This window comes from Streptomyces sp. 8K308 (assembly GCF_004348315.1).
In the GTDB taxonomy this organism is placed as follows: Bacteria; Actinomycetota; Actinomycetes; order Streptomycetales; family Streptomycetaceae; genus Streptomyces.
In genome coordinates, this window is sequence record NZ_SMKC01000076.1 from 1 (window position 1) to 24,303 (window position 24,303).

Annotated in this window: 20 protein-coding genes and 2 tRNA genes; 18 read left to right on the plus strand and 4 right to left on the minus strand. The window is 71.2% G+C overall.

Features of this window, described 5'->3' with window-relative positions; translation table 11 throughout:
- Window positions 1-1,163: GNAT family N-acetyltransferase (locus tag E1265_RS13835; protein ID WP_132930601.1), on the minus strand; the 1,163-nt coding region annotated here is incomplete at its 3' end.
- A 127-nt stretch (window positions 1,164-1,290) separates the two neighbouring features.
- Between E1265_RS13835 and E1265_RS13840 the strand changes: the two genes are divergently transcribed.
- Complete coding sequence (locus tag E1265_RS13840; protein WP_132930602.1) at window positions 1,291-2,445, plus strand: PP2C family protein-serine/threonine phosphatase; 1,155 nt, start codon at window positions 1,291-1,293, stop codon at window positions 2,443-2,445.
- 284 nt (window positions 2,446-2,729) lie between these two features.
- Window positions 2,730-3,464: a M23 family metallopeptidase gene (locus E1265_RS13845; RefSeq protein WP_243740765.1), complete on the plus strand. Its 735-nt coding sequence runs from the start codon at window positions 2,730-2,732 to the stop codon at window positions 3,462-3,464.
- Here the strand turns inward: E1265_RS13845 and E1265_RS13850 are convergent.
- Window positions 3,412-4,542 carry an acyltransferase family protein gene (locus E1265_RS13850; RefSeq protein WP_132930604.1) on the minus strand — a complete coding sequence of 377 codons (1,131 nt, stop codon included), beginning with the start codon at window positions 4,540-4,542 and terminating at the stop codon, window positions 3,412-3,414. The genes E1265_RS13845 and E1265_RS13850 overlap by 53 nt on opposite strands.
- Before the next feature lie 507 nt (window positions 4,543-5,049).
- Here E1265_RS13850 and E1265_RS13855 point away from each other — a divergent pair.
- Window positions 5,050-5,265, plus strand: coding sequence for a hypothetical protein (locus tag E1265_RS13855; protein ID WP_132930605.1), 216 nt, complete (start codon window positions 5,050-5,052; stop codon window positions 5,263-5,265).
- A 57-nt stretch (window positions 5,266-5,322) separates the two neighbouring features.
- Here the strand turns inward: E1265_RS13855 and E1265_RS13860 are convergent.
- Window positions 5,323-5,393, minus strand: a tRNA-Gly gene (locus E1265_RS13860).
- Between the two features lie 128 nt (window positions 5,394-5,521).
- Between E1265_RS13860 and E1265_RS13865 the strand changes: the two genes are divergently transcribed.
- The 5 genes from E1265_RS13865 to clpX all read left to right on the plus strand — a co-directional run bounded on the left by E1265_RS13865 (window position 5,522) and on the right by clpX (window position 10,188).
- Window positions 5,522-5,598: transfer RNA gene (locus E1265_RS13865), tRNA-Pro, on the plus strand.
- 113 nt (window positions 5,599-5,711) lie between these two features.
- Window positions 5,712-7,118 (plus strand): trigger factor, encoded by a 1,407-nt coding sequence (gene tig, locus E1265_RS13870; RefSeq protein ID WP_132930606.1) that lies wholly within the window; start codon window positions 5,712-5,714, stop codon window positions 7,116-7,118.
- Window positions 7,119-7,339: 221 nt separating this feature from the next.
- The gene (locus tag E1265_RS13875) at window positions 7,340-7,945 is read left to right on the plus strand and encodes an ATP-dependent Clp protease proteolytic subunit (RefSeq protein WP_132930619.1); all 606 of its coding nucleotides are present in this window, start codon (window positions 7,340-7,342) and stop codon (window positions 7,943-7,945) included.
- A gap of 58 nt (window positions 7,946-8,003) precedes the next feature.
- Window positions 8,004-8,654 carry an ATP-dependent Clp protease proteolytic subunit gene (locus E1265_RS13880; RefSeq protein ID WP_132930607.1) on the plus strand — a complete coding sequence of 217 codons (651 nt, stop codon included), beginning with the start codon at window positions 8,004-8,006 and terminating at the stop codon, window positions 8,652-8,654.
- A 238-nt stretch (window positions 8,655-8,892) separates the two neighbouring features.
- A complete protein-coding gene (clpX, locus tag E1265_RS13885) occupies window positions 8,893-10,188 on the plus strand; it encodes an ATP-dependent Clp protease ATP-binding subunit ClpX (protein WP_132930608.1) in 1,296 nt (431 codons plus the stop codon).
- A 155-nt stretch (window positions 10,189-10,343) separates the two neighbouring features.
- Here the strand turns inward: clpX and E1265_RS13890 are convergent, their stop codons facing one another.
- A complete protein-coding gene (locus E1265_RS13890; RefSeq protein WP_132930609.1) occupies window positions 10,344-11,435 on the minus strand; it encodes a hypothetical protein in 1,092 nt (363 codons plus the stop codon).
- 448 nt (window positions 11,436-11,883) lie between these two features.
- On the opposite strand from E1265_RS13890, the gene E1265_RS13895 reads away from it, so the two are divergent.
- The 10 genes from E1265_RS13895 to E1265_RS13940 form a co-directional block, all read left to right on the plus strand.
- Complete coding sequence (locus E1265_RS13895; protein WP_132930610.1) at window positions 11,884-14,538, plus strand: valine--tRNA ligase; 2,655 nt, start codon at window positions 11,884-11,886, stop codon at window positions 14,536-14,538.
- A 9-nt stretch (window positions 14,539-14,547) separates the two neighbouring features.
- Window positions 14,548-16,050, plus strand: coding sequence for a folylpolyglutamate synthase/dihydrofolate synthase family protein (locus tag E1265_RS13900; protein WP_132930611.1), 1,503 nt, complete (start codon window positions 14,548-14,550; stop codon window positions 16,048-16,050).
- 8 nt (window positions 16,051-16,058) lie between these two features.
- Window positions 16,059-16,406: a DUF4233 domain-containing protein gene (locus E1265_RS13905; RefSeq protein WP_132930620.1), complete on the plus strand. Its 348-nt coding sequence runs from the start codon at window positions 16,059-16,061 to the stop codon at window positions 16,404-16,406.
- 121 nt (window positions 16,407-16,527) lie between these two features.
- A complete protein-coding gene (gene ndk / locus E1265_RS13910; RefSeq protein ID WP_132930612.1) occupies window positions 16,528-16,932 on the plus strand; it encodes a nucleoside-diphosphate kinase in 405 nt (134 codons plus the stop codon).
- 321 nt (window positions 16,933-17,253) lie between these two features.
- On the plus strand, window positions 17,254-18,273 hold the full coding sequence (locus E1265_RS13915; protein ID WP_132930613.1) for a rod shape-determining protein: 1,020 nt from the start codon (window positions 17,254-17,256) through the stop codon (window positions 18,271-18,273).
- 99 nt (window positions 18,274-18,372) lie between these two features.
- Entirely contained in the window at window positions 18,373-19,443 is a 1,071-nt protein-coding gene (gene mreC, locus E1265_RS13920; RefSeq protein WP_132930614.1) for a rod shape-determining protein MreC, read from the plus strand.
- A gap of 5 nt (window positions 19,444-19,448) precedes the next feature.
- A complete protein-coding gene (gene mreD, locus E1265_RS13925; protein ID WP_132930615.1) occupies window positions 19,449-20,153 on the plus strand; it encodes a rod shape-determining protein MreD in 705 nt (234 codons plus the stop codon).
- Window positions 20,150-22,474, plus strand: a complete 2,325-nt coding sequence (gene mrdA, locus E1265_RS13930) for a penicillin-binding protein 2 (RefSeq protein WP_132930616.1) — start codon at window positions 20,150-20,152, stop codon at window positions 22,472-22,474. Before mreD ends, mrdA begins: the two co-directional genes overlap by 4 nt.
- Complete coding sequence (gene rodA, locus E1265_RS13935; protein WP_132930617.1) at window positions 22,474-23,667, plus strand: rod shape-determining protein RodA; 1,194 nt, start codon at window positions 22,474-22,476, stop codon at window positions 23,665-23,667. Before mrdA ends, rodA begins: the two co-directional genes overlap by 1 nt.
- 35 nt (window positions 23,668-23,702) lie before the next feature.
- On the plus strand, window positions 23,703-24,303 hold a 601-nt coding region (locus E1265_RS13940; RefSeq protein ID WP_132930618.1), incomplete at its 3' end, for a CYTH domain-containing protein.

The following is a 24,303-nucleotide window of genomic DNA, read 5'->3' on the forward strand; positions in this document are numbered from 1 at the left end:
CCCCGAAGCTCCCGCACCAGACCCGCCCCCGCCAGCGCGAGCGGCGACGCGTCGCCGAGATACGCCGCACCCAGCGCCCGCACGTCGAACGACAGCTCCGCCGGGTCCGTGGTGCGCTCGCACACCGCCCCGAGGGGGCCGCCGCTCAACCGCCAGTTGCCCGTGTTCCACGGGCAGAGCTCGTCCTCGACGGCCAGCACCACGTCCACCTCCGTCGCGTACGTCCGCGCCGCGAGCGCCGCCCCGACGTCGACCGTCCGCAGGTGCAGCCGGTCGACGATCCGCAGGTCGCAGCGGCGGATGTCGGAGACGAGGTGGAGCAGCGGGTCGTCCACCGGACGGCTGGACAGCACGACGGTCGACATCAGGTCCATCTCGAACAGGAAGCGCAGCAGCGCGCCGTACGCCGCGGGGTCGGCGGCCGTCAGGTCGCGGACCAGCACGGTGCCGTCCGGTATCGCCCCCTCCCCCCAGTGCGGCTTCATCGCGTACCGCGCGTAGCCCATGAGCTCACCGTCCCGCTCGGCCAGCACGCAGCGCAGCTCGGACGCGCCGTTCCGGTTGGCCGGCGGGTCGAGCAGCGGCAGCTTCTCCCAGCCCGGTTGCCGCGCCAGCATGCCGGGGCGAGTGGGGACGAGGCGCGCGTACAGCTCCTCACAGTGCGCGGCCGCCTCGGCCGGCGGCAGGACGCTGAGCGTGAGGTCGTCGGCGCCGGCCGGCGGGGCGATCCGCACCCGCGCCGTGTCGATGGACGCCCGCATCGCGCGCGTCGCGACTCCGTAGCCGAAGCGCCCGTATATCCGCTGCTCGGACGCGGTGAGCACGGCCAGCGGCTCGCCCGCCGCGTGGATGTCCTCAAGCGCGGACCGCATCATCCGCCGCAGCAGTCCGCGCCGCCGGTGGGTGGCGGCGACGCTCACCGCCGTCACGCCGGCGGTCGGCACCACGGCGCCGCCGGGTACCGTCATCCGGAAGGAGAAGGAGCCGAAGGAACCGACGATCCGATCGCGGTCCCAGGCCGCGATGGACCGATCGATTTCGGTCAGTTCTCGCCAGAGCGCGCGTTCCTCGGGCGCCCACACCCCACCGCCGAAGGCCCATTCGAGCCCGGAGAACCAGGCATCCCACTCTTTGTCCCGCAGACCGCGCAGCTCAATCGTCATATGACCATCCCTATCAGCGTGGTCATCACGGGGCGACACAATTTCCTCACCCCGGATGTCCCGTACACGTATCCGAACCTGGCAAAGGTTCGACGCGCGACCGAACGGGTGGATAAGGTCCCTGGTCATGGCACGCGGCAGCGAGACTGCACCGAGGAGGGCCCGACGACACCAGGCCCAGAAGGCCGTCCACCGCGTCCGCACCCGCCTTCGCCGTTCGGCCGTCGACTACTTCCGCGGCGGCGCCTCCGACTGGTGGGCCTTCGGCGCCCTGCTCGCCACCGTCCCGCTGCTCAGCCTCGCGACCGTCGCCTGGCCAGAATGGTGCCCGTCCGAGGCACTCGTCCTGCCGCTGGTCGCCGGCGGGCTCCTGCTGCGGCCGGCCAGCCTGCTCGGCCTCTACGCCGTCGTCGCCACCGCGCTGGTGCTCGAGACGGCGCTGATGGACGCCGGGCGCGGCGTCCCCGACCCTGTGACCCCCGGGACCATCCTGGTCGTGGCCGCGGTCGCCCTGACCGGCCTGCTGATAGCCCAGTTCCGCAGCCGGGTCGGCGTGCCCTGGCGGCGCGGCGGCACCATGCTCTTCGACCTGCGCGAACGCATCCGCGCCCAGGGCGCGCTGCCGCCGCTGCCCGGGGGCTGGCACCGCGAGGTGTCGCTGCGGCCGGCCGGCGGCCAGTCGTTCTCCGGCGACTTCGTGGTCGCCGCCCGCACCGGCGCCGACCGCCGCACTCTCGAGGTCGTGCTCACCGACGTCTCGGGCAAGGGCATGGACGCGGCCTCCCGCTCGCTGCTGCTGTCCGGCGCCTTCGGCGGCCTGCTCGGCTCGCTGCCGCCGCACGCCTTCCTGCCGGCCGCCAACGGCTACCTGCTGCGGCAGAACTGGGACGAGGGCTTCGCCACCTCCGCCCACCTGGTGCTCGACCTGGACACCGGCGACTTCGAACTGCTCTCGGCCGGCCACCTGCCGGCCGTTCAGCTCAACGCCGGCACCGGCCGCTGGGAGGAGATCAGCGCCGAGGGGCCGCTGCTCGGCGTCTACGACGGCGCCGAGTTCCACCCGGCCAAGGGCACGCTGCGCCGCGGCGACGTGCTGATGCTCTTCACGGACGGCCTGGTGGAGCGCTCCGACCGCGACCTCTCGGAGGGCATCGACCGGCTGACCGGCGAGGCCGACCGCTATGTGACGACCGGCTTCCGCGGTGCCGCCTGGCATCTCATCGAGTCGGTCGCCAAGGACGTGAACGACGACCGTGCCCTGCTGATCATCGGCCGCGAGTAACCGGCGACGGGGGGTCACCCTGCGGGGCGGAATGTGCCCGCGCGTCGCCGACGTCCCGACAGGCCGTGCTGAACTGCGCCGATGAGCGGACCCCGGCGCGCCGGCCTGTGCGCCGATCGGCGGTGCGGCCGACGCCGCGGCGGATGCGGGACCCACGGGCCTGCCGTTGGCTCGGAGCCATGAGCCACTCCACGAGCCACCCCCGGAGCCACCCCCGGAGCCACGCCACGAGCCACGCCATGCGCCATGGCGACAGCCGGCACGGAAGACGACATCGGACCAGCGTGCGCGCCCGTCTTGCCCGCCGGGCCCTCGGCAGCGCCACGTTGGGCGCCGTGGTCCTCGTCGGCCCCTGGACCGTACCGGCGACCGGGAACGAGCCAGGCCAGCGCGCGCCGCAACACCCGGGCGAGGCGCTGCCGTTGGCCTACGCCGGGCCGAGGTGGGGCGTCGACCGGGAGAGGTCGGCGGACCTCCTCCTGGCGCGCGGGCCCGCGTCCCGCCCGCTGCCCGTCTTCGACGGGAGCCGGGACGAGCCCCCGGCGGCCGGCGGTTGGACCAGCCCCGTCACCGGGTTCCCGATGACCGCCAGGTACGCCCAGCCCGGCGGTTGGGCCGCGGGCCACCACACCGGCGTGGACTTCGCCACCCCGGTCGGCACCCCCGTGCGCGGCGTAGGACCCGGCACGGTGCTGGTCGCCGAGGACTCGGGCTCCTACGGCAAGCACGTCGTGACGAGGATGGCGGACGGGCGCTTCGTCCTCTACGCACACCTCGCCGAGATCGCCGTCAGCGCCGGGCAGCGGGCCGAGGGCGGGACCCGGATCGGCGACTCGGGCAACACCGGCAACAGCACGGGCCCGCACCTGCACTTCGAGGTGCGGAAGGGCCGCGCCTACGGCACCGACGTTGACCCGATCGCCTACCTCGCCGCCCACGGCGTCGCCGTCGACGAGCAGGGGGGCGTCAGCTGGACCGAGCCGGCCGCCGGCTCGGCGGACGCCGCGCCTCCTGGGTGAATGCCCAGTCCATCGATGGCTCCACAAGGAAGCGGAAGGCCCGTCGCACCGGGCTCGTGCACAGCGCGGTGATGACGCCGGCGCCGATCAGGGTGACGAGGACGTGGCCGGTCGGGGTGGAGACCCAGCCCGCCTCGTACCAGTCCCACCAGCGGGAGCCCTTGGCGATGAAGCCGTGCAGCAGGTAGCCGTAGATGGTGCCGGCGCCGAGCGCCGTGAACCAGGTGTGGCGGGTCGGGACGAGCGCCAGGAAGGCCGCCGTCAGCACCAGACCCGCCCCGAACAGGGCGAAGGCGGCGCCGATCCCGCCCCAGGCGTCGGCCCCCATCTCCTGGGCGCTGTTCGTCCGGTAGAACCAGCTGTGCTCCACCCGCGGCGACACCCAGAACGCGGCGCCGAGCGCGGCCGCGAGCACCGCGACCGCCGCCGGGCGGGCGAACGGCCTGCGCAGCAGCTCGAAGTGCTCGGGCCGCAGCTTGAGCCCGAGCACGAAGAACGGCAGGAACTGCAGCACCCGCTGGATGTTGAGGTCGTCGCCGAGCTGCGGCGAGACGGACGCGAGCGCCGCGATGACCAGCGCGACCGGCAGCGGCCATCGGACGACCCGCCAGACCGGCGCGGTGAGCCGCCAGACGAAGAGCGCGATCAGGAACCAGGTGACGTAGTAGGGGTCGAGCAGGCTGAAGGGGTAGTCCGGGTCGTCGGTGCCCCAGCGCTTGAACAGGATGTAGCCGACCTCGAACAGCAGGTACGGGATCCCGATGCCGGTGATGAGGCGCTTGAGCTGCTCGGGGCGGCCGGTGAAGCCGCGCGAGAAGTAGCCCGCGAGCAGGATGAACGCGGGCATGTGGAAGGTGTACACGAAGTCGTAGAGGGCGGCGGCGGTACGCGAGTCGCCGCGCAGTGGGGTCCAGGCGTGCCCGATGCCGACGAGCACGATCGCCAGGTACTTGGCGTTGTCGAAGTAGGGGTCCCGCGGCTTGACCCGAGGCGAACCGTCCGTGACCGTCGGTGGGGGGTCGGCCGCCGTGGCCCGGGCCGCGGGCAGGGAGGCTGCTTGATTACGGACGTGCAACATTGTCCGCACGATAGTGCTTCAACGCCGCTTCCGTAAATTCATCCGACGGCATGCCGCGCGACGCCCGGCGAGTACGTCGGAGATTCGAAACCATTCAGTGAAAATCCCGGGGACTTTCGGGGGAGTGGCCGGAATGTCGCCCCTCACGTGCCCGAAATGAGGGGATGTGCCCGGCTTAAATGGGGTGTTTCGCCCGCCACTCAGGGGCGGCCCGCCGTGGACTCCCCCGCCGTGAAAGGTATTTCGGATGGGTCGTTCCGGCGGTCGGTGAACTCCCGGTGAGATGGGCGGCGAATTCACCGTGCGGCGCGGTTGGGGAGCTAACGGACGGGTAACGGGCTGCCTCGGTACCCAGGTTGGTCCGCAGGCGTGTGACATGGCCGGACACGGTGTCATCGGCCTCCCCGGAAGGCCCAGTTGATGGCACGATGGTCCCAGCGGGGGTGCGGCGGCCGTGGTCAAGCCCCTGAACGGAGCGAGGCGGACCTTTCGAAGGTGTGATCTGTTGTGGTTATCTCATTCTCCCTGGCCCTGCTGTTCGGAGTGATCATGTTCTTCATGATCCGGGGCGGCGCCATAAGGTGGGGACCGGCCATCGTGGCGATCCTCTTCGGCTTCTCCCTCGCCTCCACGGGCGCCGCCGACCCCATAAACGACTTCCTGCAGTCGGTCACCGACGGCGTCAACGAGGTCGACGACTCCATCAACAGCTCGGGCGAGTAGCGCCACGGCCGGCCACGGCGAAGGCCCGGCTCCTCACGAGGGAGCCGGGCCTGACTGAGCGGGCGACGGGAATCGAACCCGCGTAGCTGGTTTGGAAGACCAGGGCTCTACCATTGAGCTACGCCCGCGCTCGACCGGACGAGCACGCCGTCCGGCACGGGCAGCATCGTACCAGCGTGCCGCCCGGGCCGAACCGGGGAAAGTCCCCGTGTGCGGCGCTGTACGCTACGAGTCGCGTCGTGAGCCACGACCACGGCGGGGTGTGGCGCAGCTTGGTAGCGCGTCCGCTTTGGGAGCGGAAGGCCGTCGGTTCGAATCCGGCCACCCCGACCACGTACTATGAGTAGCCTGCTCGGCCGCAGTGTGTCCGCCACCCGGCCGCCGCACAGGATCAGCTCAGGATCGCAACGCAACCTCCCCAGATGTCAGCCCCAAGGAGACCTACCGTGAAGAGCGCCGTGGAGACCCTGAACCCCACCCGGGTTCGGCTCACTGTCGAGGTGCCCTTCGAGGAGCTCAAGCCCAGCCTCGACGCGGCGTACCGGAAGATCAACCAGCAGGTCCAGGTGCCCGGGTTCCGCAAGGGCAAGATCCCGGCGCGCATCATCGACCAGCGGTTCGGGCGCGGGGCTGTCCTGGAGGAGGCCGTCAACGACGCGCTCCCCAAGTTCTACACCGAGGCGGTCACCGAGGGTGACCTCAGCCCGCTCGGCCAGCCCGACGTGGACATCACCGAGCTCCGGGACAACGAGCTGCTGACCTTCACCGCCGAGGTCGACATCCGCCCCGAGATCACCATCCCCGACTACTCGGGCATCGCGGTGACCGTGGACGCCATCGAGGTCGCCGACGACGAGGTGGACGAGGTCGTCGGGCGGCTGCGCGAGCGCTTCGCCTCCACCACGGTCGTCGAGCGCGCCGCCGCCGAGGGCGACGTCGTCAAGATCGACCTCGAGGCCCGGGTCGACGGCGAGGTGCTCTCCGACGGCGTGGCCAACGGCGTCGACTACACCATCGGCTCCGGACAGATGCTCGACGGCCTCGACGAGGCGGTCACCGGCCTCGAGGCCGGTGGCACCGCCACCTTCACCAGCGAGCTCAAGGGCGGCTCGGCCGCCGGCCGCGAGGCGGAGATCTCGGTCACCGTCACCACCGTCTCCTCCCGCGAACTGCCCGAGCTCGACGACGACTTCGCCCAGCTCGCCAGCGAGTTCGACACCCTGGAGGAGCTGCGCGCCTCGCACCGCGACCGGCTCACCGAGGAGAAGAAGTACCAGCAGGCCACCGAGGCCCAGGAGAAGGTCCTCGACGCGCTGCTCGAGCTGGTCGAGGTGCCGATCCCGCAGAAGCTCCTCGCGGACGAGATCGAGACCCGCAAGCACAACCTGGAGCACCACCAGCTCGCCCAGCTCGGCATGGACCTCGAGGGCTACCTCAAGCTCCAGGAGAAGACGGCCGAGGAGTACGACGCCGAGCTCAAGGAGCAGTCGGAGAAGGGCATCCGCACCCAGTTCGTGCTCGACGAGATCGCCAAGGTCGAGAAGCTCAGCGTCAGCCAGGAAGAGCTGACCGAGCACCTGGTGCGCCGTTCGCAGTCGTCCGGGATGAGCCCCGACCAGTTCGCCAAGGCCGTCGTCGAGGGCGGTCAGGTCCAGGTGCTGGTCGGCGAGGTCCGCCGGGGCAAGGCGCTGGCCACCGTCGTCGAGTCGGTCACCGTCACCGACACCGAGGGCAACGAGGTCCGGCTCGACGAGGACGAGGTCGAGGAGTCCGCCGAGGCCACCGCCGAGTCCGCCGAGGCCGCCGGCGAGGGCGAGACCGCGGGCGAGGGCGGGACCAAGTCCCAGGACTGACCGAGAAGAGTGGGGCCGGGCGCGGGGCGCGTCCGGCCCCCTCTGCTCCCCGGGTCCGGGCGGCTTCGTCGGCGACCCTGCGCTCACAGCGAACAGTTCCCTGGTCGGGATGGGTCCGTCAGCACCGCGCGTTAGGGTCCCTAGGTACAACCCAGATGTCGAGCGACGGTCGGGCGAAAGCCGGGCCGTTATGAGAATGAGCAGGTGGATACGTGACGCTCATGAAGCCCTCCGCCATGGCGGAGCCAACGCACGGCGGCCTCGGCGATCAGGTCTACAACCGGCTCCTCGACGAGCGGATCATCTTCCTGGGGCAGCCGGTCGACGATGACATCGCCAACCGGATCACCGCCCAGCTGCTCCTGCTGGCCGCGGATCCCGACAAGGACATCTTCCTCTACATCAACAGCCCCGGTGGCTCGATCACGGCCGGCATGGCGATCTACGACACCATGCAGTACATCAAGAACGACGTGGTCACCATCGCCATGGGGCTCGCCGCCTCGATGGGCCAGTTCCTGCTGACCGCCGGCGCCCCCGGCAAGCGCTTCGCGCTGCCCAACGCCGAGGTGCTGATCCACCAGCCCTCGGCCGGCCTGGCCGGTTCCGCCTCGGACATCAAGATCCACGCGGAGCAGTTGCTGCGCACCAAGCGCAAGATGGCGAAGCTGTCCGCCCAGCACTCGGGCGTCAGCGAGGAGCAGTGGGAGCGCGACGCCGACCGGGACCGCTGGTTCAGCGCCGAGGAGGCCAGGGACTACGGCCTGCTCGACCGGGTCATCACCAGCGCCGCCGACATCACGGGCGGCGGCGGCACGGGCGCGTGAGCGCCGGCCGGCCGACCAAGCCCCGATCGCAGCCCAACACCAAGGCGGTAGAGAGACGATGAACAACTTTCCCGGTTCCGGCATCTACGACCGACTCCGCGCGGAGGGCCGCTACGTGGTCCCGCGCTTCGTCGAGCGCACCTCGCAGGGCGTGCGCGAGTACGACCCGTACGCCAAGCTCTTCGAGGAGCGGGTGATCTTCCTCGGCGTGCAGATCGACGACGCGTCGGCCAACGACGTGATGGCGCAGCTGCTCTGCCTGGAGTCGATGGACCCGGACCGCGACATCCAGATCTACATCAACAGCCCGGGCGGCTCGTTCACCGCGCTGACCGCCATCTACGACACCATGGAGTTCGTCAAGCCGGACATCCAGACGGTGTGCATGGGCCAGGCGGCCTCCGCCGCGGCGGTCCTGCTGGCGGCCGGCACCCGCGGCAAGCGGATGGCCCTGCCCAACGCCCGCATCCTGATCCACCAGCCGTACAGCGAGACCGGGCGCGGCCAGGTCTCCGACCTGGAGATCGCGGCCCGCGAGGTGCAGCGGATGCGCGTGCAGCTCGAGGAGATGCTGGCCAAGCACTCCAACACGCCGATCGAGCAGGTCCGGGACGACATCGAGCGGGACAAGATCCTCACCGCCGAGGAGGCCGTGAGCTACGGTCTGGTGGACCAGATCGTGACCACCCGCTCCACCACCGCGGTCTGAGCGCCGTCTCCCGGCCGCGTCACACCGCACACTCCGCATCACACCGTACGACCCAGTAACAGACAACAGGCGACAACCGAGACGAACGACTGGCCGCCCCCTTTGGGCGGGAAGGCCCCGGCACAGGGGATTCCCGTCAAGGGGGGCCTATCCGCCGGGGCGACAAGGTACCGTCGTCTTCAGGCAAGCACGAGTGCACCGTCTCCCCGGCGGTGCGCAGGCGAAGGGGAAGCACCTCGTGGCACGCATCGGTGACGGCGGCGATCTGCTCAAGTGCTCGTTCTGCGGCAAAAGCCAGAAACAGGTGAAGAAGCTCATCGCGGGTCCGGGGGTCTACATCTGCGACGAGTGCATCGAGCTCTGCAACGAGATCATCGAGGAGGAGCTCGCCGAGTCCTCCGAGTCGGAGCTTGGTGAGCTGCCGAAGCCGCGGGAGATCTTCGACTTCCTTGAGAGCTACGTGGTGGGCCAGGAGGACGCCAAGAAGGCGCTCTCGGTGGCCGTCTACAACCACTACAAGCGGGTGCGGGCCAGCGAGGCCGACGGCCAGTCGCGCGACGAGGCCATCGAGCTGTCCAAGTCCAACATCCTGCTGCTCGGCCCGAGCGGCTCCGGCAAGACGCTGCTCGCCCAGACGCTGGCCAGGATGCTCAACGTCCCCTTCGCCATCACCGACGCCACCGCGCTCACCGAGGCCGGCTACGTCGGAGAGGACGTGGAGAACATCCTGCTCAAGCTGATCCAGGCCGCCGACTACGACATCAAGAAGGCCGAGCAGGGCATCATCTACATCGACGAGATCGACAAGGTCGCCCGCAAGAGCGAGAACCCGTCGATCACCAGGGACGTCTCCGGGGAAGGCGTTCAGCAGGCCCTGCTGAAGATCCTGGAGGGCACCACCGCCGCGGTGCCCCCACAGGGCGGGCGCAAGCACCCGCACCAGGAGTTCCTGCAGATCGACACGTCCAACGTGCTGTTCATCGTCGGCGGCGCCTTCGCCGGCCTCGATGAGATCGTGCGCGCCAGGTCGGGCGCCCGGGGCATCGGCTTCGGCGCCGACATCCGCTCCAAGCGGGACCGGGGTTCGGCCGAGCTGCTGCGCGAGGCGCTCCCCGAGGACCTGGTCAAGTACGGCATGATCCCCGAGTTCATCGGCCGGCTGCCGGTGATCACCTCCGTGCAGAACCTGGACCGGGAGGCGCTCCTTCGGATCCTCGTCGAGCCGCGGAACGCGCTGGTCAAGCAGTACCAGCGACTCTTCGAGATCGACGGCGTCGAGCTCGAGTTCACGCTGCCGGCGCTCGAGGCCATCGCCGATCAGGCGATCCTGCGCGGCACCGGCGCCCGGGCGCTGCGGGCGATCATCGAGGAGGTGCTGATGTCGGTGATGTACGAGGTGCCCTCCCGGCCCGACGTCGGCCAGGTGGTGATCACCGAGGACGTGGTCAGGTCCAACGTCAACCCGACGCTGGTCCCGCGGTCCCGACTCGCCAAGCAGCGCGGCTCGGTGCCCCCGCACGAGAAGACCGCCTGAGCGTTCCGCTGAAAGCGCGGGCAGGTGACCGCGGGCCGGCTGTGACTGGTCGCGGCCACGCGACGGTCGCGACGAGGTCGTGACGAGGGCGGGGCCCGACACCGGAGATCCGGTGTCGGGCCCCGCCCTCTGTCGTGACCTGTGCCGCGACCGGGTCAGCCCTGGGCGTCGCTTTCCCCGCCGGCGCCCTCGGCACCTTCCTCGATCGGCCGCAGCGAGTCGGCCCGCACCTGCGCGGTGTACTGGGCCACCTCCTCCAGCGGCGTCTCCACGGTGGCACCCGTCGCGTTCTGCCGCTGCACGGCGGCCATGCCCACGGTGCTGTCGTCGGCCCAGACACACAGCGGGATCTGGATCGTCTGGTTGGTGGTCGGCTCCACGCCCGAGCCCTGCTGACACTTCATCACGGCGCCGTCGAGCCCCTCGGGGTTCATCTCCTGCGGCTCGCCGATCAGCGTGAGCTCGGCGCCGCCCTGGTCGGCCACGCCCTCGGAGGCGCCGTAGGCGAGCAGCGCGTCGACGGCGGCCTCGGGGTCCTCGACCGCGCCCCACATGCCGACGACCAGCATGCTGTTGATCACCCGGTCGCCCAGCTCGGACAGGTCCTGCATGCCGGCGAGCTCCTCGGGGGTGATGCCGCCAAGGTAGGTGCCGGTGGTGCCCTCGGCCTCCGCCATGCCGGCGGCCGCCAGCTCCTCCTCGGAGATGTCCTCGGTGCTCGACGCCGGGGCCGCCAGCGTGAAGTCGCCGGTGGTCTCGGGCAGGGCGAGCTCGTAGCGGGTGCCGTCGCCGCCGGAGCCGTCCTCCGAATCGTCGCCGCCGACCAGCAGGAACGCCCCGCCGCCGATGACCGCGAGCGCCACGACGACGGCCACCACGATCAGCCCGGTCCGGTTCTTGCGGCCGCCGCCCGAGGACGGGGCGCCGTAGGGCGGCTGCTGCCCGTAGTCGGGCTGTCCCGGCTGGCCCGGCGGCGGGGGCGGCTGCTGGCCGTAGGCGCCGGGGTACTGCGGCTGCTGCGGGGGCTGCTGGCCGTAGGGGCTCGGCGGCTGCTGCCCGTAGCCGCCACCAGGCGGCGGGGGCGGCCCCGGCTGCTGGCCCTGCGGATAGCCATAACCAGGCGACCCCGAGCCGCCGGGCGCCCCGCCCGGCCGTGCGTACGGATTGGGACCGCCGGGCTGCTGCCCGGGCTGCGGCGCCCCGTAGGGATCTGGCTGCCCGTACGAACCCGGCTGGTTCTGACTCATCGAAACTCCTTGCGTGGAGACCCTCGGCTTCAGCCGTGGGAGGAAACGCATCCCGGCACCACGAAGCGGAGTGTAGCGGTGCCGCTGCGGAATGCTCTGATAGGGTGGCGGAGCCGCCGGGGCGATAGCCGAAGTCCCGGTGGTCTACCGCCGGGCTGGCGGGATGTGAGGTCTGTGGAGTGGATGTAAGACCCTGGCTTGGGTTCGTCCCGGGGGCGGTCTGCGGTGAATCAGAAAGGTCCTCCCGTGAGGGTGGGAATCCCCTCCCTTCGCGGAGGGGAGGATGTCAACTGCTTCCCCTTATGCGGGGGGCGACTCAGGATTGCCAATGCACATCCTGTCGGATGGGGCGCCGTTCTGTACATCCGGCCCGGAGCCCCGTCCGTGGCACCTCGAGCCCCAGGCAACTGATTCGAACTCGGCGCTCGGGGCCTCGTAGACTTCAGCCGTGACCGAGAACACCCAGCCGCCCGCGACCGGGCGACACGCCGCCCCAGCCGATCTGCCGACGCAGTACACGCCGGCCGACGTAGAGGGGAAGCTGTACGAGCGCTGGGTAGAGCGGGGCTACTTCACGGCGGACGCCAAGAGCGCCAAGGAGCCGTACACCATCGTCATCCCCCCGCCCAACGTCACCGGCAGCCTGCACCTGGGCCACGCCTTCGAGCACACCCTGATCGACGCCCTCACCCGCCGCAAGCGGATGCAGGGCTACGAGACGCTGTGGCAGCCCGGCATGGACCACGCCGGCATCGCCACGCAGAACGTGGTGGAGCGCGAGCTGGCCAAGGAGGGCAAGTCCCGCCACGACCTGGGCCGGGAGGCGTTCGTCGAGCGCGTCTGGCGCTGGAAGGCCGAGTCGGGCGGCCAGATCTCCGGGCAGATGCGGCGCCTCGGGGACGGCGTCGACTGGTCCCGCGAGCGGTTCACCATGGACGAGGGCCTGTCCCGCGCCGTCCAGACGATCTTCAAGCGGCTCTACGAGGACGGCCTGATCTACCGAGCCGAGCGCATCATCAACTGGTGTCCGCGCTGCCTGACCGCGCTCTCCGACATCGAGGTCGAGTACCAGGACGACGACGGCGAGCTGGTCTCCATCCGCTACGGGGACGGCGACGACTCGCTGGTCGTCGCCACCACCAGGGCCGAGACGATGCTCGGCGACACCGCCGTCGCCGTCCACCCGGAGGACGAGCGGTACGCGCACCTCGTCGGCCGCACCGTCAGGCTGCCGCTGACGGACCGTGAGATCCCGGTCGTCGCCGACACGCACGTCGACCCCGAGTTCGGCACCGGCGCGGTCAAGGTCACCCCGGCCCACGACCCCAACGACTTCGAGATCGGCCGCCGCCACGGTCTGCCCCAGCTGACCGTCATGGACGAGCGCGGCAACATCACCGTCCACGGCCCCTTCCTGGGCCTCGACCGGTTCGAGGCGCGCTCGGCGGTCGTCGCCGCGCTGCGCGCCGAGGGCCGGATCGTCGCCGAGAAGCGTCCCTACACGCACGCCGTCGGCCATTGCTCGCGCTGCAAGACGACCGTCGAGCCGCGCGTCTCCCTGCAGTGGTGGGTCAAGGTCGCCCCGCTGGCCAAGGCCGCCGGGGACGCCGTCCGGGACGGCCGGGTCGCCATCCACCCCAAGGAGCTGTCCTCCCGCTACTTCGAGTGGGTCGACAACCTGCACGACTGGTGCATCTCCCGCCAGCTGTGGTGGGGCCACCGGATCCCCGTCTGGTACGGGCCCGACGGCGAGGTCGTCTGCGTCGGCCCCGACGAGGAGCCGCCCGGCGGCGAGGGCTGGCACCAGGACACGGACGTCCTCGACACCTGGTTCTCCTCGGGGCTCTGGCCGTTCTCCACGCTCGGCTGGCCCGAGCGCACCGAGAGCGTCGAGAAGTTCTACCCCAACTCCGTCCTGGTCACCGGCTACGACATCCTCTTCTTCTGGGTCGCCAGGATGATGATGTTTGGCCTCTACGCGATGGACGGCGTCCCGCCGTTCCACACCATCGCGCTGCACGGCATGGTCCGCGACCAGTTCGGCAAGAAGATGTCCAAGTCCTTCGGCAACGCGGTCAACCCGCTGGACTGGATGGACGCCTACGGCTCGGACGCGGTCCGCTTCACCCTGGCCCGCGGCGCCAACCCGGGCGTCGACGTGCCGATCGGCGAGGACTGGGTCCAGGCCTCCCGCAACTTCGCCAACAAGGTCTGGAACGCGACCCGCTTCGCGCTCCTCAACGGCGCCACCGTCGAGGGCCCGTTGCCGGAAGCCGACGAGCTGTCGGCCACCGACCGCTGGATCCTGTCCCGGCTGAACTCGGTCGTCGTCGAGACCGACGCCTACTACGACGACTACCAGTTCGCCAAGCTCAGCGACGCGCTCTTCCACTTCGCCTGGGACGAGGTCTTCGACTGGTACGTCGAGCTCTCCAAGACGACGTTCGCCGCCGGCGGCCGCCCCGCCGAGGTCTCCCGCCGGGTCCTCGGCGAGGTCCTCGACGTCACGCTGCGGCTGCTGCACCCGGTGATCCCGTTCGTCACCGAGGAGCTGTGGACGACGCTGACCGGCGGCGAGTCCGTGGTCATCGCCGACTGGCCGGCGGACTCCGGCTTCCGCGACCAGGCCGCCGAGCGGGAGATCGAGGCCGTCCAGCGTCTGGTCACCGAGGTCCGCAGGTTCCGCGCCGACCAGGGTCTCCAGCCCGGGCAGCGGGTGCCGGCCACCCTCGACCTGGCCGACAGCGGGCTCGCCGCGCACGAGGAGGCGGTGCGCGCGCTGCTCCGCCTCCAGCCGGCCGGCGAGGGCTTCACCGCCACCGCCACGCTGCCGGTCGCCGGGGTCACGGTCGCGCTCGACCTGTCGGGCGCCATCGACGTGGCCGCCGAGCGCAAGCGGCTCACGAAGGACCTGGCCGCCGCCGAGAAGGAGCTGGCCGGCACCAACGCCAAGCTCGGCAACGAGGCGTTCCTGGCCAAGGCGCCCGACCACGTGGTCGACAAGATTCGCACCCGTCGCACCACCGCGGAGGCCGACATCGCGCGGATCACGGCCCAGCTCGCCAGGCTCCCTCAGGACGGCGCTGTCAGCGGCGCTTCGTAGACTGGGGGTGTGAGCGACGACCAGTTTGACGATTTCGACGACATCGTGGCCGCGGAGAGCGAGCGCGACCCCGATCTCGCCGTGATCGAGGCCGGCAGCCGCACCCTGCGCGCCCAGTCGGGAGCGCCGCGCGGGGGCGAGCTGCCGGGCCGCCCCGCCGACCCCGAGCTCGACCGCGCGCTGCGCGAGGTGGAGGCGGAGCTGGCGAAGCGGTGGCCGGAGACCAAGCTGGAGCCGTCGCTGAGTCGCATTCGCCCCCTGATGGACCTGCTCGGCGAGCCGCAGCGGAGCTACCCGGCCATCCACATCACCGGCACCAACGGCAAGACCACCACGGGCCGGATGATCGAGGCGCTGCTCGGCGCCTTCGAGCTGCGGACCGGCCGGTTCAGCAGCCCGCACGTTCAGTCGATCACGGAGCGGATCAGCCTGGACGGCGAGCCGATCGCGGCCGAGCGCTTCGTCGCCACCTACGAGGACGTCAAGCCGTACGTCGAGCTCGTCGACTCCCAGCAGCCCTACCGTCTCTCGTTCTTCGAGGTGCTGACCGGCATGGCCTACGCGGCCTTCGCCGACGCCCCGGTGGACGCGGCGGTGGTCGAGGTCGGCATGGGCGGCACCTGGGACTCGACCAACGTGATCGACGCGGGGGTCGCCGTGCTCACCCCGATCGCGCTCGACCACACCGACCGGCTCGGCACCACGCCGGAGGCCATCGCGGTCGAGAAGTCCGGGATCATCAAGCCCGGCGCCCGGGTGGTGCTGGCCCAGCAGCCCAGCATCGAGGCGGCCGCCGTGGTGCTGCGGCGGGCCGTCGAGGTGGACGCCACGGTGGCCAGGGAGGGCATGGAGTTCGGCGTGCTCGCCCGCGAGGTCGCGGTCGGCGGCCAGCTGCTGACGCTGCGCGGGCTCGGCGGCGAGTACCCCGAGGTCTTCCTGCCGCTCCACGGCGAGCACATGGCGCACAACGCGGCGGTCGCGCTGGCCGCGGTCGAGGCGTTCTTCGGCATCGGCGACGACCAGCCGGCCCGCACCCTGGACGCCGAGGCGGTGCGCGCCGCGTTTGCCTCCGTCACCTCGCCTGGCCGGCTTGAGGTGGTGCGCAGCAGCCCTACGGTGGTGCTCGACGCGGCGCACAACCCGGCGGGGGCGCAGGCCACGGCGGCCGCCATCAGCGAGGCCTTCGGCTTCAGCCGCCTGATCGGCGTCGTCGGCGCCTCGGCCGGCAAGGATGTCCGCGGCCTCCTCGAGGCCTTCGAGCCGGTCTTCACCGAGGTCGTCATCACCAGCAACGCCAGCCACCGCGCGATGGACGTGGACGAGCTGGCGGCGCTCGCCGTCGAGGTCTTCGGCGAGGAGCGGGTCCAGGTCGAGCCGCGCCTCGACGACGCGCTGGACGCGGCCATCACGCTGGCCGAGGAGGAACACGAGTACGGGGGCGCCGGAGTGCTGGTCACCGGCTCGGTCATCACGGTCGGCGAGGCCCGGCTGCTGCTCGGAAAGGCTCGCTGATGCGAACCCTGCGGACGCTGTGTGCCAGCACCCTGGTCTGTGAGTTCATCGTCATCGGCCTCGCGGCGGTGGCCACGATGCGGCTCTCCGACGACCTCTCCACCACCACGATCTGGGCCGTCAGCGGCCCGGCGATGGCGCTGTGCGTGCTGCTCTGCGGCCTGCTGCGGACGCCGGTGGCGATCCCCCTCGGCTGGGCCCTCCAGATCGCCCTGATCGCGGCCGGTTTCGTCCTTCCCGCCATGTTCGTCCTCGGCGCGGCCTTCGCCGGCCTCTGGTGGGCGTCCATCCACTTCGGCCGCCACATCGACACGACGGCCCCCGGCGGGGCGCTGGCCCCGAAACCGGCCGACTGACGCACGGCCACCCACGCCACGGCGGGTGGGGCAGAACCCCCTGGCGGAGGCCAAGCGCAGCGGGACGGTAGTCTTGCGACCCCTGTCTGACACCCTTTCCCACCCCCAGGAGCCGCCTGCCATGAGCCAGCGCACCCTCGTCCTGCTGAAGCCGGACGCCGTCGCCCGCGGACTCGTCGGTGAGATCATCGGCCGGATCGAGCGCAAGGCCGGCTGGACCATCACCGCGCTGGAGCTGCGCACCCTGGACCGCGCGACCCTGGAGACGCACTACGCCGAGCATGTCGGCCGCCCGTTCTACGAGCCGCTGCTCGAGTTCATGGCGTCCGGGCCTAGCGTCGTGCTGGTCGTGGAGGGCGAGCGCGTGATCGAGGGGCTGCGCACGCTGGCCGGCCCGACCGACCCGATCGCCGCCGCGCCGGGGTCCATTCGGGGCGACTACGGCACGATCGTGCGGGAGAACCTGATTCACGCGTCCGATTCGGAAGAGTCCGCTGAACGGGAACTGAAGATCTTCTTTCCGTGACATCCTCCGACACGCCCTGACTCGCCGTCAGCGTTCACCTGAACGTCTTCGTGCAATGGGGTAGGTACAGTCGAACGAGGGAACCCGTCACCCGAACACGACGTCACATGACGGAGGGCGGGCCGGGTTCCGCCGACAATGGCGAAAGCGGCGCTCCGGCGCTCCGCGTTCGACCGGCCGTGGATACGATGGCTTCGCCGCCCGGCTCTCCCCTCCGCGAGCGGGAGGGCCCTCCTGGCGTACCGTTATCGCACCCCCTGCCGACCTCCCCGCACATATCGCTCCAGCTGGAAGGCCAGATGTATCCCTATGGCGAACAATATGTCGTTCATCGGCCGTGACATGGCAGTCGACCTCGGGACGGCCAACACGCTGGTGTACGTCAGAGGTCGTGGGATTGTCCTCAACGAGCCGTCGGTGGTCGCCATCAACACCAACACCGGTGGCATTCTCGCGGTCGGCGCCGAGGCGAAGAAGATGATCGGCCGTACCCCGGGCAACATCGTCGCGGTGCGCCCCCTGAAGGACGGCGTCATCGCCGACTTCGAGATCACCGAGCGGATGCTCAGGTACTTCATTCTCAAAATCCACAAGCGCCGTTATCTGGCGCGTCCCCGGGTCGTCGTGTGTGTGCCGTCCGGCATCACCGGGGTGGAGCGTCGTGCGGTGATCGAGGCGTCGACGCAGGCCGGCGCCCGCCAAGTGCACATCATCGAGGAGCCGATGGCGGCGGCGATCGGTTCGGGCCTGCCGGTGCACGAGGCCACCGGCAACATGGTGGTGGACATCGGCGGCGGCACCACCGAGGTGGCCGTGATCTCGCTCGGCGGCATCGTCACCGCCCAGTCGATCCGGGTGGCGGGCGACGAGCTGGACAACGCGATCATCCAGCACATCAAGAAGGAGTACAGCCTGCTGCTCGGCGAGCGCACCGCGGAGAGCATCAAGATCACCATCGGCTCGGCCTACGAGATGGACCAGGACGAGCACACCGAGATCCGCGGCCGTGACCTGGTCAGCGGCCTGCCCAAGACGGTGGTGATCTCCTCGGCCGAGGTCCGCAAGGCCATGGAGGAGCCGGTCAACGCGATCGTCGACGCCGTCAAGACGACGCTCGACAAGTGCCCGCCCGAGCTGTCGGGCGACGTGATGGACCGCGGCATCGTGCTCACCGGCGGCGGCGCCCTGCTGCGCGGCCTCGACGAGCGGCTGCGCAAGGAGACCGGCATGCCCATCCACATCGCCGAGGACCCGCTGGACTCGGTGGCGTTGGGCTCGGGCAAGTGCGTCGAGGAGTTCGAGGCGCTGCAGCAGGTGCTTGACGCGCAGCCCAGGCGTTAGCCGCCGGCGTCCGCGCCGCCACGGGCCGCCGCGTGGCCGGCCGCGCGGACCGCGCGGCGTCACCCACCCGCAACGACAAGAAAGGCACGGCCGCCGCACGTGAGGGACACCCGAGAGAGCCGGCTGCTCCTCGTCCTGCTGGTCTCCATCGCATTCGCCCTGATCACGCTCGACATCCGCGGTGGTGAGAACTCCCCGCTCGACGGCCCCCGGGAGGCCGCGGCCTCGTTCTTCGGGCCGGTCGAGGAGGGCGTGGCGGGCGCGGTCGACCCGGTGGCCAACGCCATCTCGGCGATCCGCGAGTCGGGCGACCGGCACGACCGCGTCGCGGAGCTCGAGCGGGAGAACGCGGAGCTGCGGCAGCAGCTCGGCAGCGACGAGTTCCGCGACTCACGCACCCGGCAGCTCGACGAGCTGCTGCGGACGGCCGGGGCCGGCGGCTACCGGATCGTCGGGGCCCAGGTGATCGCGATCGGCGCGGCCCAGGGCTTCTCCTGGACCGTCACCATCGACGCCGGCACCGAGGACGGCATCGCCCGTGACATGACGGTGCTCAACGGCGACGGGCTTGTCGGCCGGGTCACCACCGTGGGGCGCGGCCAGGCCACCGTGCTGCTGGCCAACGACCCGGAGTTCAGCGTCGGCACCCGGCTCGAGGGCAGCGAGGAGCTCGGCCTGGCCACCGGCGGCGGCGACAACACGTTCGACGTGCAGCTCTTCAACCAGCAGGCGCGAGTCCAGGAGGGCGACCGCATGGTCACCTTCGGCTCGGCGGAGAACCGGCCCTTCGTGCCGGGCGTCCCGGTCGGCGAGGTCGTCAACGTCAACCGGTCCAACGGCGACCTGACCCGCACCGTCGAGGTGCGGCCCTTCGTCTCGTTCACCCAGCTCGACCTGGTGGGCGTCGTCGTCGAGCCGCCCCGCGACAACCCGCGCGACTCGGTGCTGCCGCCCCGGCCCGAGGAGGAGAACGAGAACGAGGAGCGGCGCGGCGAGGAGCGCGAGCAGGGGGCGCGCAACGAGGACGAGGAGACCGCGGGCGAGGGCGAGGAGACCCAGGGCGAGCCGGGCGACTCGGTGGGAGAGCCCCAGCCCCCGACCGAGGGCGAGACCGGCACCGGCGAGGGCGAGGCGCCCGCCGGCGACGACGACACCGCCACCGAGGAGTGAGACCGATGCGTGTCTCCCGCACCCTGCTGGCCGCCATCCTGGTGACCGTGGCGCTGATGCTCCAGGTCACCGTGCTGGCCAGACTCCATCTGCCGGGCGCCACCCCCGACCTGCTGCTGCTCACGGTCCTCGGCCTCGCGCTGGTCTACGGGCACGTCGGCGGCTGCATGGTCGGCTTCTTCGCCGGGCTGCTCGCCGACCTGGCGCCGCCCGCCGACCACGCCGTCGGCCGCTACGCGCTCGTGCTCTGCGTCATCGGCTACGCCGCGGGACTCACCAGGCCGGAGACCGGCCAGCACCGCTCGGCCACCGTGCCGATGCTGGTGGTCGCGGCCGGCGCGGCCAGTTCGACCCTGCTCTACGCGGGCGTCGGGGCCCTGGTCGGCGACTCGGCGGCGCGTGACGTCGGCCTTGGTTCCCTGCTGCTCACCGCCACCATCTACGACCTGCTGCTCGCCCCGTTCACCGTCCCGCTGGTGATGGCGATGGCCCGCCGACTGGAGAGCGACCCGTTGTCCGGCGACGGCACGTCGGGCGGCGGTGGCGGCGACGCGGCGGTCAGCTGGCTCGGCGGCGCCGGGCCGCGCGGTCGGGGGCCGCGCCGCGTCCGCTACGGGAAGGCCGCCAGGCTGGGTGGCACCCGCTCCACACTGCTCAGCAGGTCCGCCCGCAACCGGGCGGGGCGTATCAAGGGGGTCAAGCGGCTGTGACCAACATCCCGGAGACCGGGCGGACCTCGCGCATCACCATCCGCCTCATCGTCATCCAGATACTGGTCTTCTCGCTGTTGCTCACGCTCGGCGGCCGCCTGTGGTACCTGCAGATCAGGCAGGGCGACGAGTTCGCGGCCGAGGCCCAGGGCAACCACGTGCAGCAGGCCGTCCAGCCGGCGGTGCGCGGCTCCATCCTGGACGCGCGCGGCGTCCCGATGGCCGACAACGAGACGCGTCTCGTCGTCTCCGCCGACCGCACCGAGCTGAGCCGGCTGCCGGACGACGGCGTCGGCGTGCTCGCCGACGTCGCCGAACTGCTCGGCATGGAGGTCGAGGAGGTCACCAACCAGGTGCGGCTGTGTGACGCCGAGACCTCGCAGCCCTGCTGGAACGGTTCGCCGTACCAGCCGATCCCGATCACCGACGAGGCGACCACCCAGCAGGCGCTGCAGATCCGGGAGCGGGCCGAGGACTTCCCCGGCATCAGCGCCGAGCCCACGGCCGTGCGCCGCTACCCGTCGCCCGCCGGCGCCAACACGGCCCAGGTGCTCGGCTATCTGTCGCCGGTCACCGACGAGGAGGTCGCCGACTCCGAGGACACCGACAACCCGCTGCTGCGCTCGGACATGATCGGTCGCTCGGGCCTCGAGCGGCAGTACGACAGCTATCTGCGCGGGCAGGCCGGCGTCACCCGTTACGAGGTCGACAAGTTCGGCCGGGTGCTGGGGGAGTCGGAGAGCGAGGCGGGCCAGGCCGGAGCCAACCTGGTCACCACCATCGACAGCCGCGTCCAGGCCGTCGTCGAGCAGGAGCTCCTGCAGGCCATGGAGGTGGCGCGGACGCAGCACGACGACATCTCGGGCCGTAACTACGAAGCGGACGCCGGGGCGGCCATAGTGCTGGAGAACGACACCGGGCGTGTCGTCGCGATGGCCTCGGCCCCCGACTACGACCCCAACGTGTGGGTCGGCGGCATCTCGACCGACGACTACGCGGCACTGACCGACGAGGAGTCCAACAACCCGCTGCTCAACCGGGCCATCCAGGGCCAGGGGCCGCCCGGGTCGACGTTCAAGGTGGTCACCACGACCGCCGCCGTCAACGCCGGCTACGACTTCGACGGCTCCTACGAGTGCGGCTCCTCCTACGACGTCGGCGGCCAGACCTTCCGCAACTTCGAGTCCCAGGCGTACGGCTCCATCTCGCTCGGCCGGGCCATCGAGGTCTCCTGCAACACCGTCTTCTACGGCATCGCGCACCGCGAGTGGCAGCGCGAGGGCGGCCTCGAGCCGGTGGACGAGCCGGACGACTGGCTGTTCCGCACCGCCCACGAGTTCGGGCTCGGCGCGCCGACCGGCGTCGACCTGCCCAACGAGGCCGCCGGCCGGATCCCCGACCGGCAGTGGAAGCAGGACTACTGGGAGGCCAACCAGGAGAACTGGTGCGAGATCGCGGACACCGACCGGCAGGACTACGTGGCCCGCATCGCCCGCGAGAACTGCACCGAGGGCATGAAGATGCGCGCCGGTGACATGCTCAACTTCTCCATCGGCCAGGGCGACGTGCTGGTCACCCCGCTCCAACTGGCCTCGGTCTACGCGGCCCTCGGCAACGGCGGCACCCTCTACCAGCCGCAGGTCGGCCGCGCCGTGATCGCCCCGGACGGCAGCGTGGTCGAGGAGTTCGAGCCGGTCGTCAACGGCGAGCTGCCGGCCGACGAGCAGACCATGGACAACCTGCGGGCCGCCACCGCGGGCGTGATCACCCGGGGCAGCGCCGACTGGAAGTTCGGCGGCTGGCCGCAGGACGACATCGTGCTGCGCGGCAAGACCGGCACCGCAGAGGCCTCCGGCGACCAGCAGACCACCTCGTGGCTCGCCACCTACACCGACGACTACACGGTGGTCATGACCATCAACCAGGCCGGCACCGGCTCCGGCGCCTCGGGCGACGCGGTGCGGCACATCTGGGAGGCCATCTACGGCGTCGAGGGCGGCACCGTCAACGAGGACATCGCCCTGCTGGCCGAGCCCAACCGGGACCTGCCGGAGATCGACGAGAACGGCACGATCGTGGCCGACCGCGAGGACCCGCGGGAGAACGCCGCGGCACGCGACCGGGACGGCGGCGCGGAGGGCGAGACGGGGGACGGCGGCGCGAGCGAGGGCGGCACGGGCGAGGGCGAGGATCCGGAGCGGGGCAACGGCTACGAGCCCGGCTTCGACCCCGACGCCATCTCCACCCCCGACACGGTGGCCGGCGACGACCCGCCGGACGCGGGCGAACTCGAGGCCCGGCGCGAGGACCAGGACGACTGATGAGCGTGCACACCCTGACGGTCAGGACGCCGGCCAGGCGCAAGAGCGCCTGGCGCCGGCTGGCCGAGCGGGACTCCGTCGCCCGCCGCCTGGACTGGCTGCTGCTCCTCGCCGGCCTCGCGCTGTCCGTGCTCGGCATAGCCCTGATCTGGTCCGCCACCCGCAACCGCACCGAGATCAACGGCGGCGACCCGCAGTTCTTCCTCATACGCCAGAGCATCAACCTCGCGGTCGGCCTCGCCCTCGCCGTCGGCATCATCTGGCTCGGCCACCAGCGGCTGCGCAGCGCCGTCCCCCTCTTCTACGCCTTCTCCCTCTTCGTCGTCCTGCTGGTGTTCACGCCGCTCGGCACCGAGATCAACGGGCAGCGCGCCTGGCTCTCCGTCGGCGGATACACCATCCAGCCCGGCGAGTTCGTCAAGGTCTCCGTCATCCTGGTGATGGCCGCCATCCTCGCCGACGGGGTCGACGCCGGCGACCGGGAGCACCCCGGCCGGCGCGCCGTGCTCCAGTCCCTCGGCCTCGCCGCCCTCCCGCTGTCCGTCGTCCTCCTCGACGACATGGGCACCGCCATGGTCATCAGCGTCACCGTGCTCGGCATGCTGCTGGCCTCCGGCGCCTCGCTGAAGTGGACCATCGGCCTGATGCTGACCGGCGCGGTCGGCGCGGTACTCGTCTGGTTCCTCGGGATCCTCGACGAGTACCAGATCAACCGGTTCGCCGCCTTCGCCAACCCGGCGCTCGACCCGGCGGGCGTCGGCTACAACACCAACCAGGCCAGGATCGCCATCGGCTCCGGCGGTCTCTTCGGCTCCGGGCTCGGCCAGGGCACCCAGACCACCGGACAGTTCGTGCCCGAGCAGCACACCGACTTCATCTTCACGGTGGCCGGCGAGGAGCTCGGCTTCGTCGGCGCCGGCGGGATCATCCTGCTGATCGGGGTGGTGCTGTGGCGTGCCCTGCGAATAGCCAGGGAGTCGACGGACCTCTACAGCACGATCATCGCGGCCGGCATCGTCTCCTGGTTCGCCTTCCAGTGCTTCGAGAACATCGGCATGGCGCTCGGCATCATGCCGGTGGCCGGCGTCCCGCTGCCCTTCCTCTCCTACGGCGGCACCTCGATGTTCGCGGTGTGGATCGCCATCGGCCTGCTCCAGTCCGTCCGGATGAAGCGACCGCTCTCCGCCGCCTGAGTGCGCGAACGGCGAGCCGCTCGTAGCCTGATGGGGTGGCCCTGGAACACGAGCGCACGTACGAGTTCGACGGCCCACTGCCGACCCTCGTCGGCGCGGGCCCCGTCGCCACGGAGCGCCCGCTGCCCGTCCGGCACCTCGCCGCCCGCTACTACGACACCGAGGACGGCCGGCTCGCCGCCGCCGGCATCACGCTGCGCCGGCGCACCGGCGGCGAGGACGCCGGCTGGCACCTCAAGCTCCCGGTCGGCGACGGGGTCCGCGAGGAGATCCACGCCTCGCTGACCGCCGAGGGCCAGGGGCCGCCCGCCGAGCTGACCGCCCTGGTCCGCTCCCGCCTCCGCCGCGCCACCCCCCGGCCCGTCATCGCGCTGGTCACCGAGCGGCGGCCCACCCTGCTCGCCGGCGTCGGCGGCACCCCGCTGGCCGAGGCCGTGCTCGACCACGTCACCGCCAGCCGCGACGGCCGCATCACGCACTGGTCCGAGGTCGAGGTCGAGCTCGTCGAGGGCACCGACCTGGCCGTGGGCGACGCCGTGCTCGACGCCGTCGAGCGGCGGCTCACCGCGGCCGGCGCCCGCCGCTCGGCCGCGCCGTCCAAGCTGGCCCGGGCCCTCGCGGAGACCGGAGGCTGTC

Excerpts from the sequence above, each read along its gene's own strand:
- E1265_RS13840 (WP_132930602.1), top strand. The coding sequence starts at position 1,291 with ATGGCACGCGGCAGCGAGACTGCACCGAGGAGGGCCCGACGACACCAG.
- E1265_RS13850 (WP_132930604.1), bottom strand. The coding sequence starts at position 4,542 with ATGTTGCACGTCCGTAATCAAGCAGCCTCCCTGCCCGCGGCCCGGGCC.
- E1265_RS13875 (WP_132930619.1), top strand. The coding sequence starts at position 7,340 with ATGAAGCCCTCCGCCATGGCGGAGCCAACGCACGGCGGCCTCGGCGAT.
- E1265_RS13880 (WP_132930607.1), top strand. The coding sequence starts at position 8,004 with ATGAACAACTTTCCCGGTTCCGGCATCTACGACCGACTCCGCGCGGAG.
- E1265_RS13890 (WP_132930609.1), bottom strand. The coding sequence starts at position 11,435 with ATGAGTCAGAACCAGCCGGGTTCGTACGGGCAGCCAGATCCCTACGGG.
- ndk (WP_132930612.1), top strand. The coding sequence starts at position 16,528 with ATGAGCCAGCGCACCCTCGTCCTGCTGAAGCCGGACGCCGTCGCCCGC.
- E1265_RS13915 (WP_132930613.1), top strand. The coding sequence starts at position 17,254 with ATGTCGTTCATCGGCCGTGACATGGCAGTCGACCTCGGGACGGCCAAC.
- mreD (WP_132930615.1), top strand. The coding sequence starts at position 19,449 with ATGCGTGTCTCCCGCACCCTGCTGGCCGCCATCCTGGTGACCGTGGCG.
- rodA (WP_132930617.1), top strand. The coding sequence starts at position 22,474 with ATGAGCGTGCACACCCTGACGGTCAGGACGCCGGCCAGGCGCAAGAGC.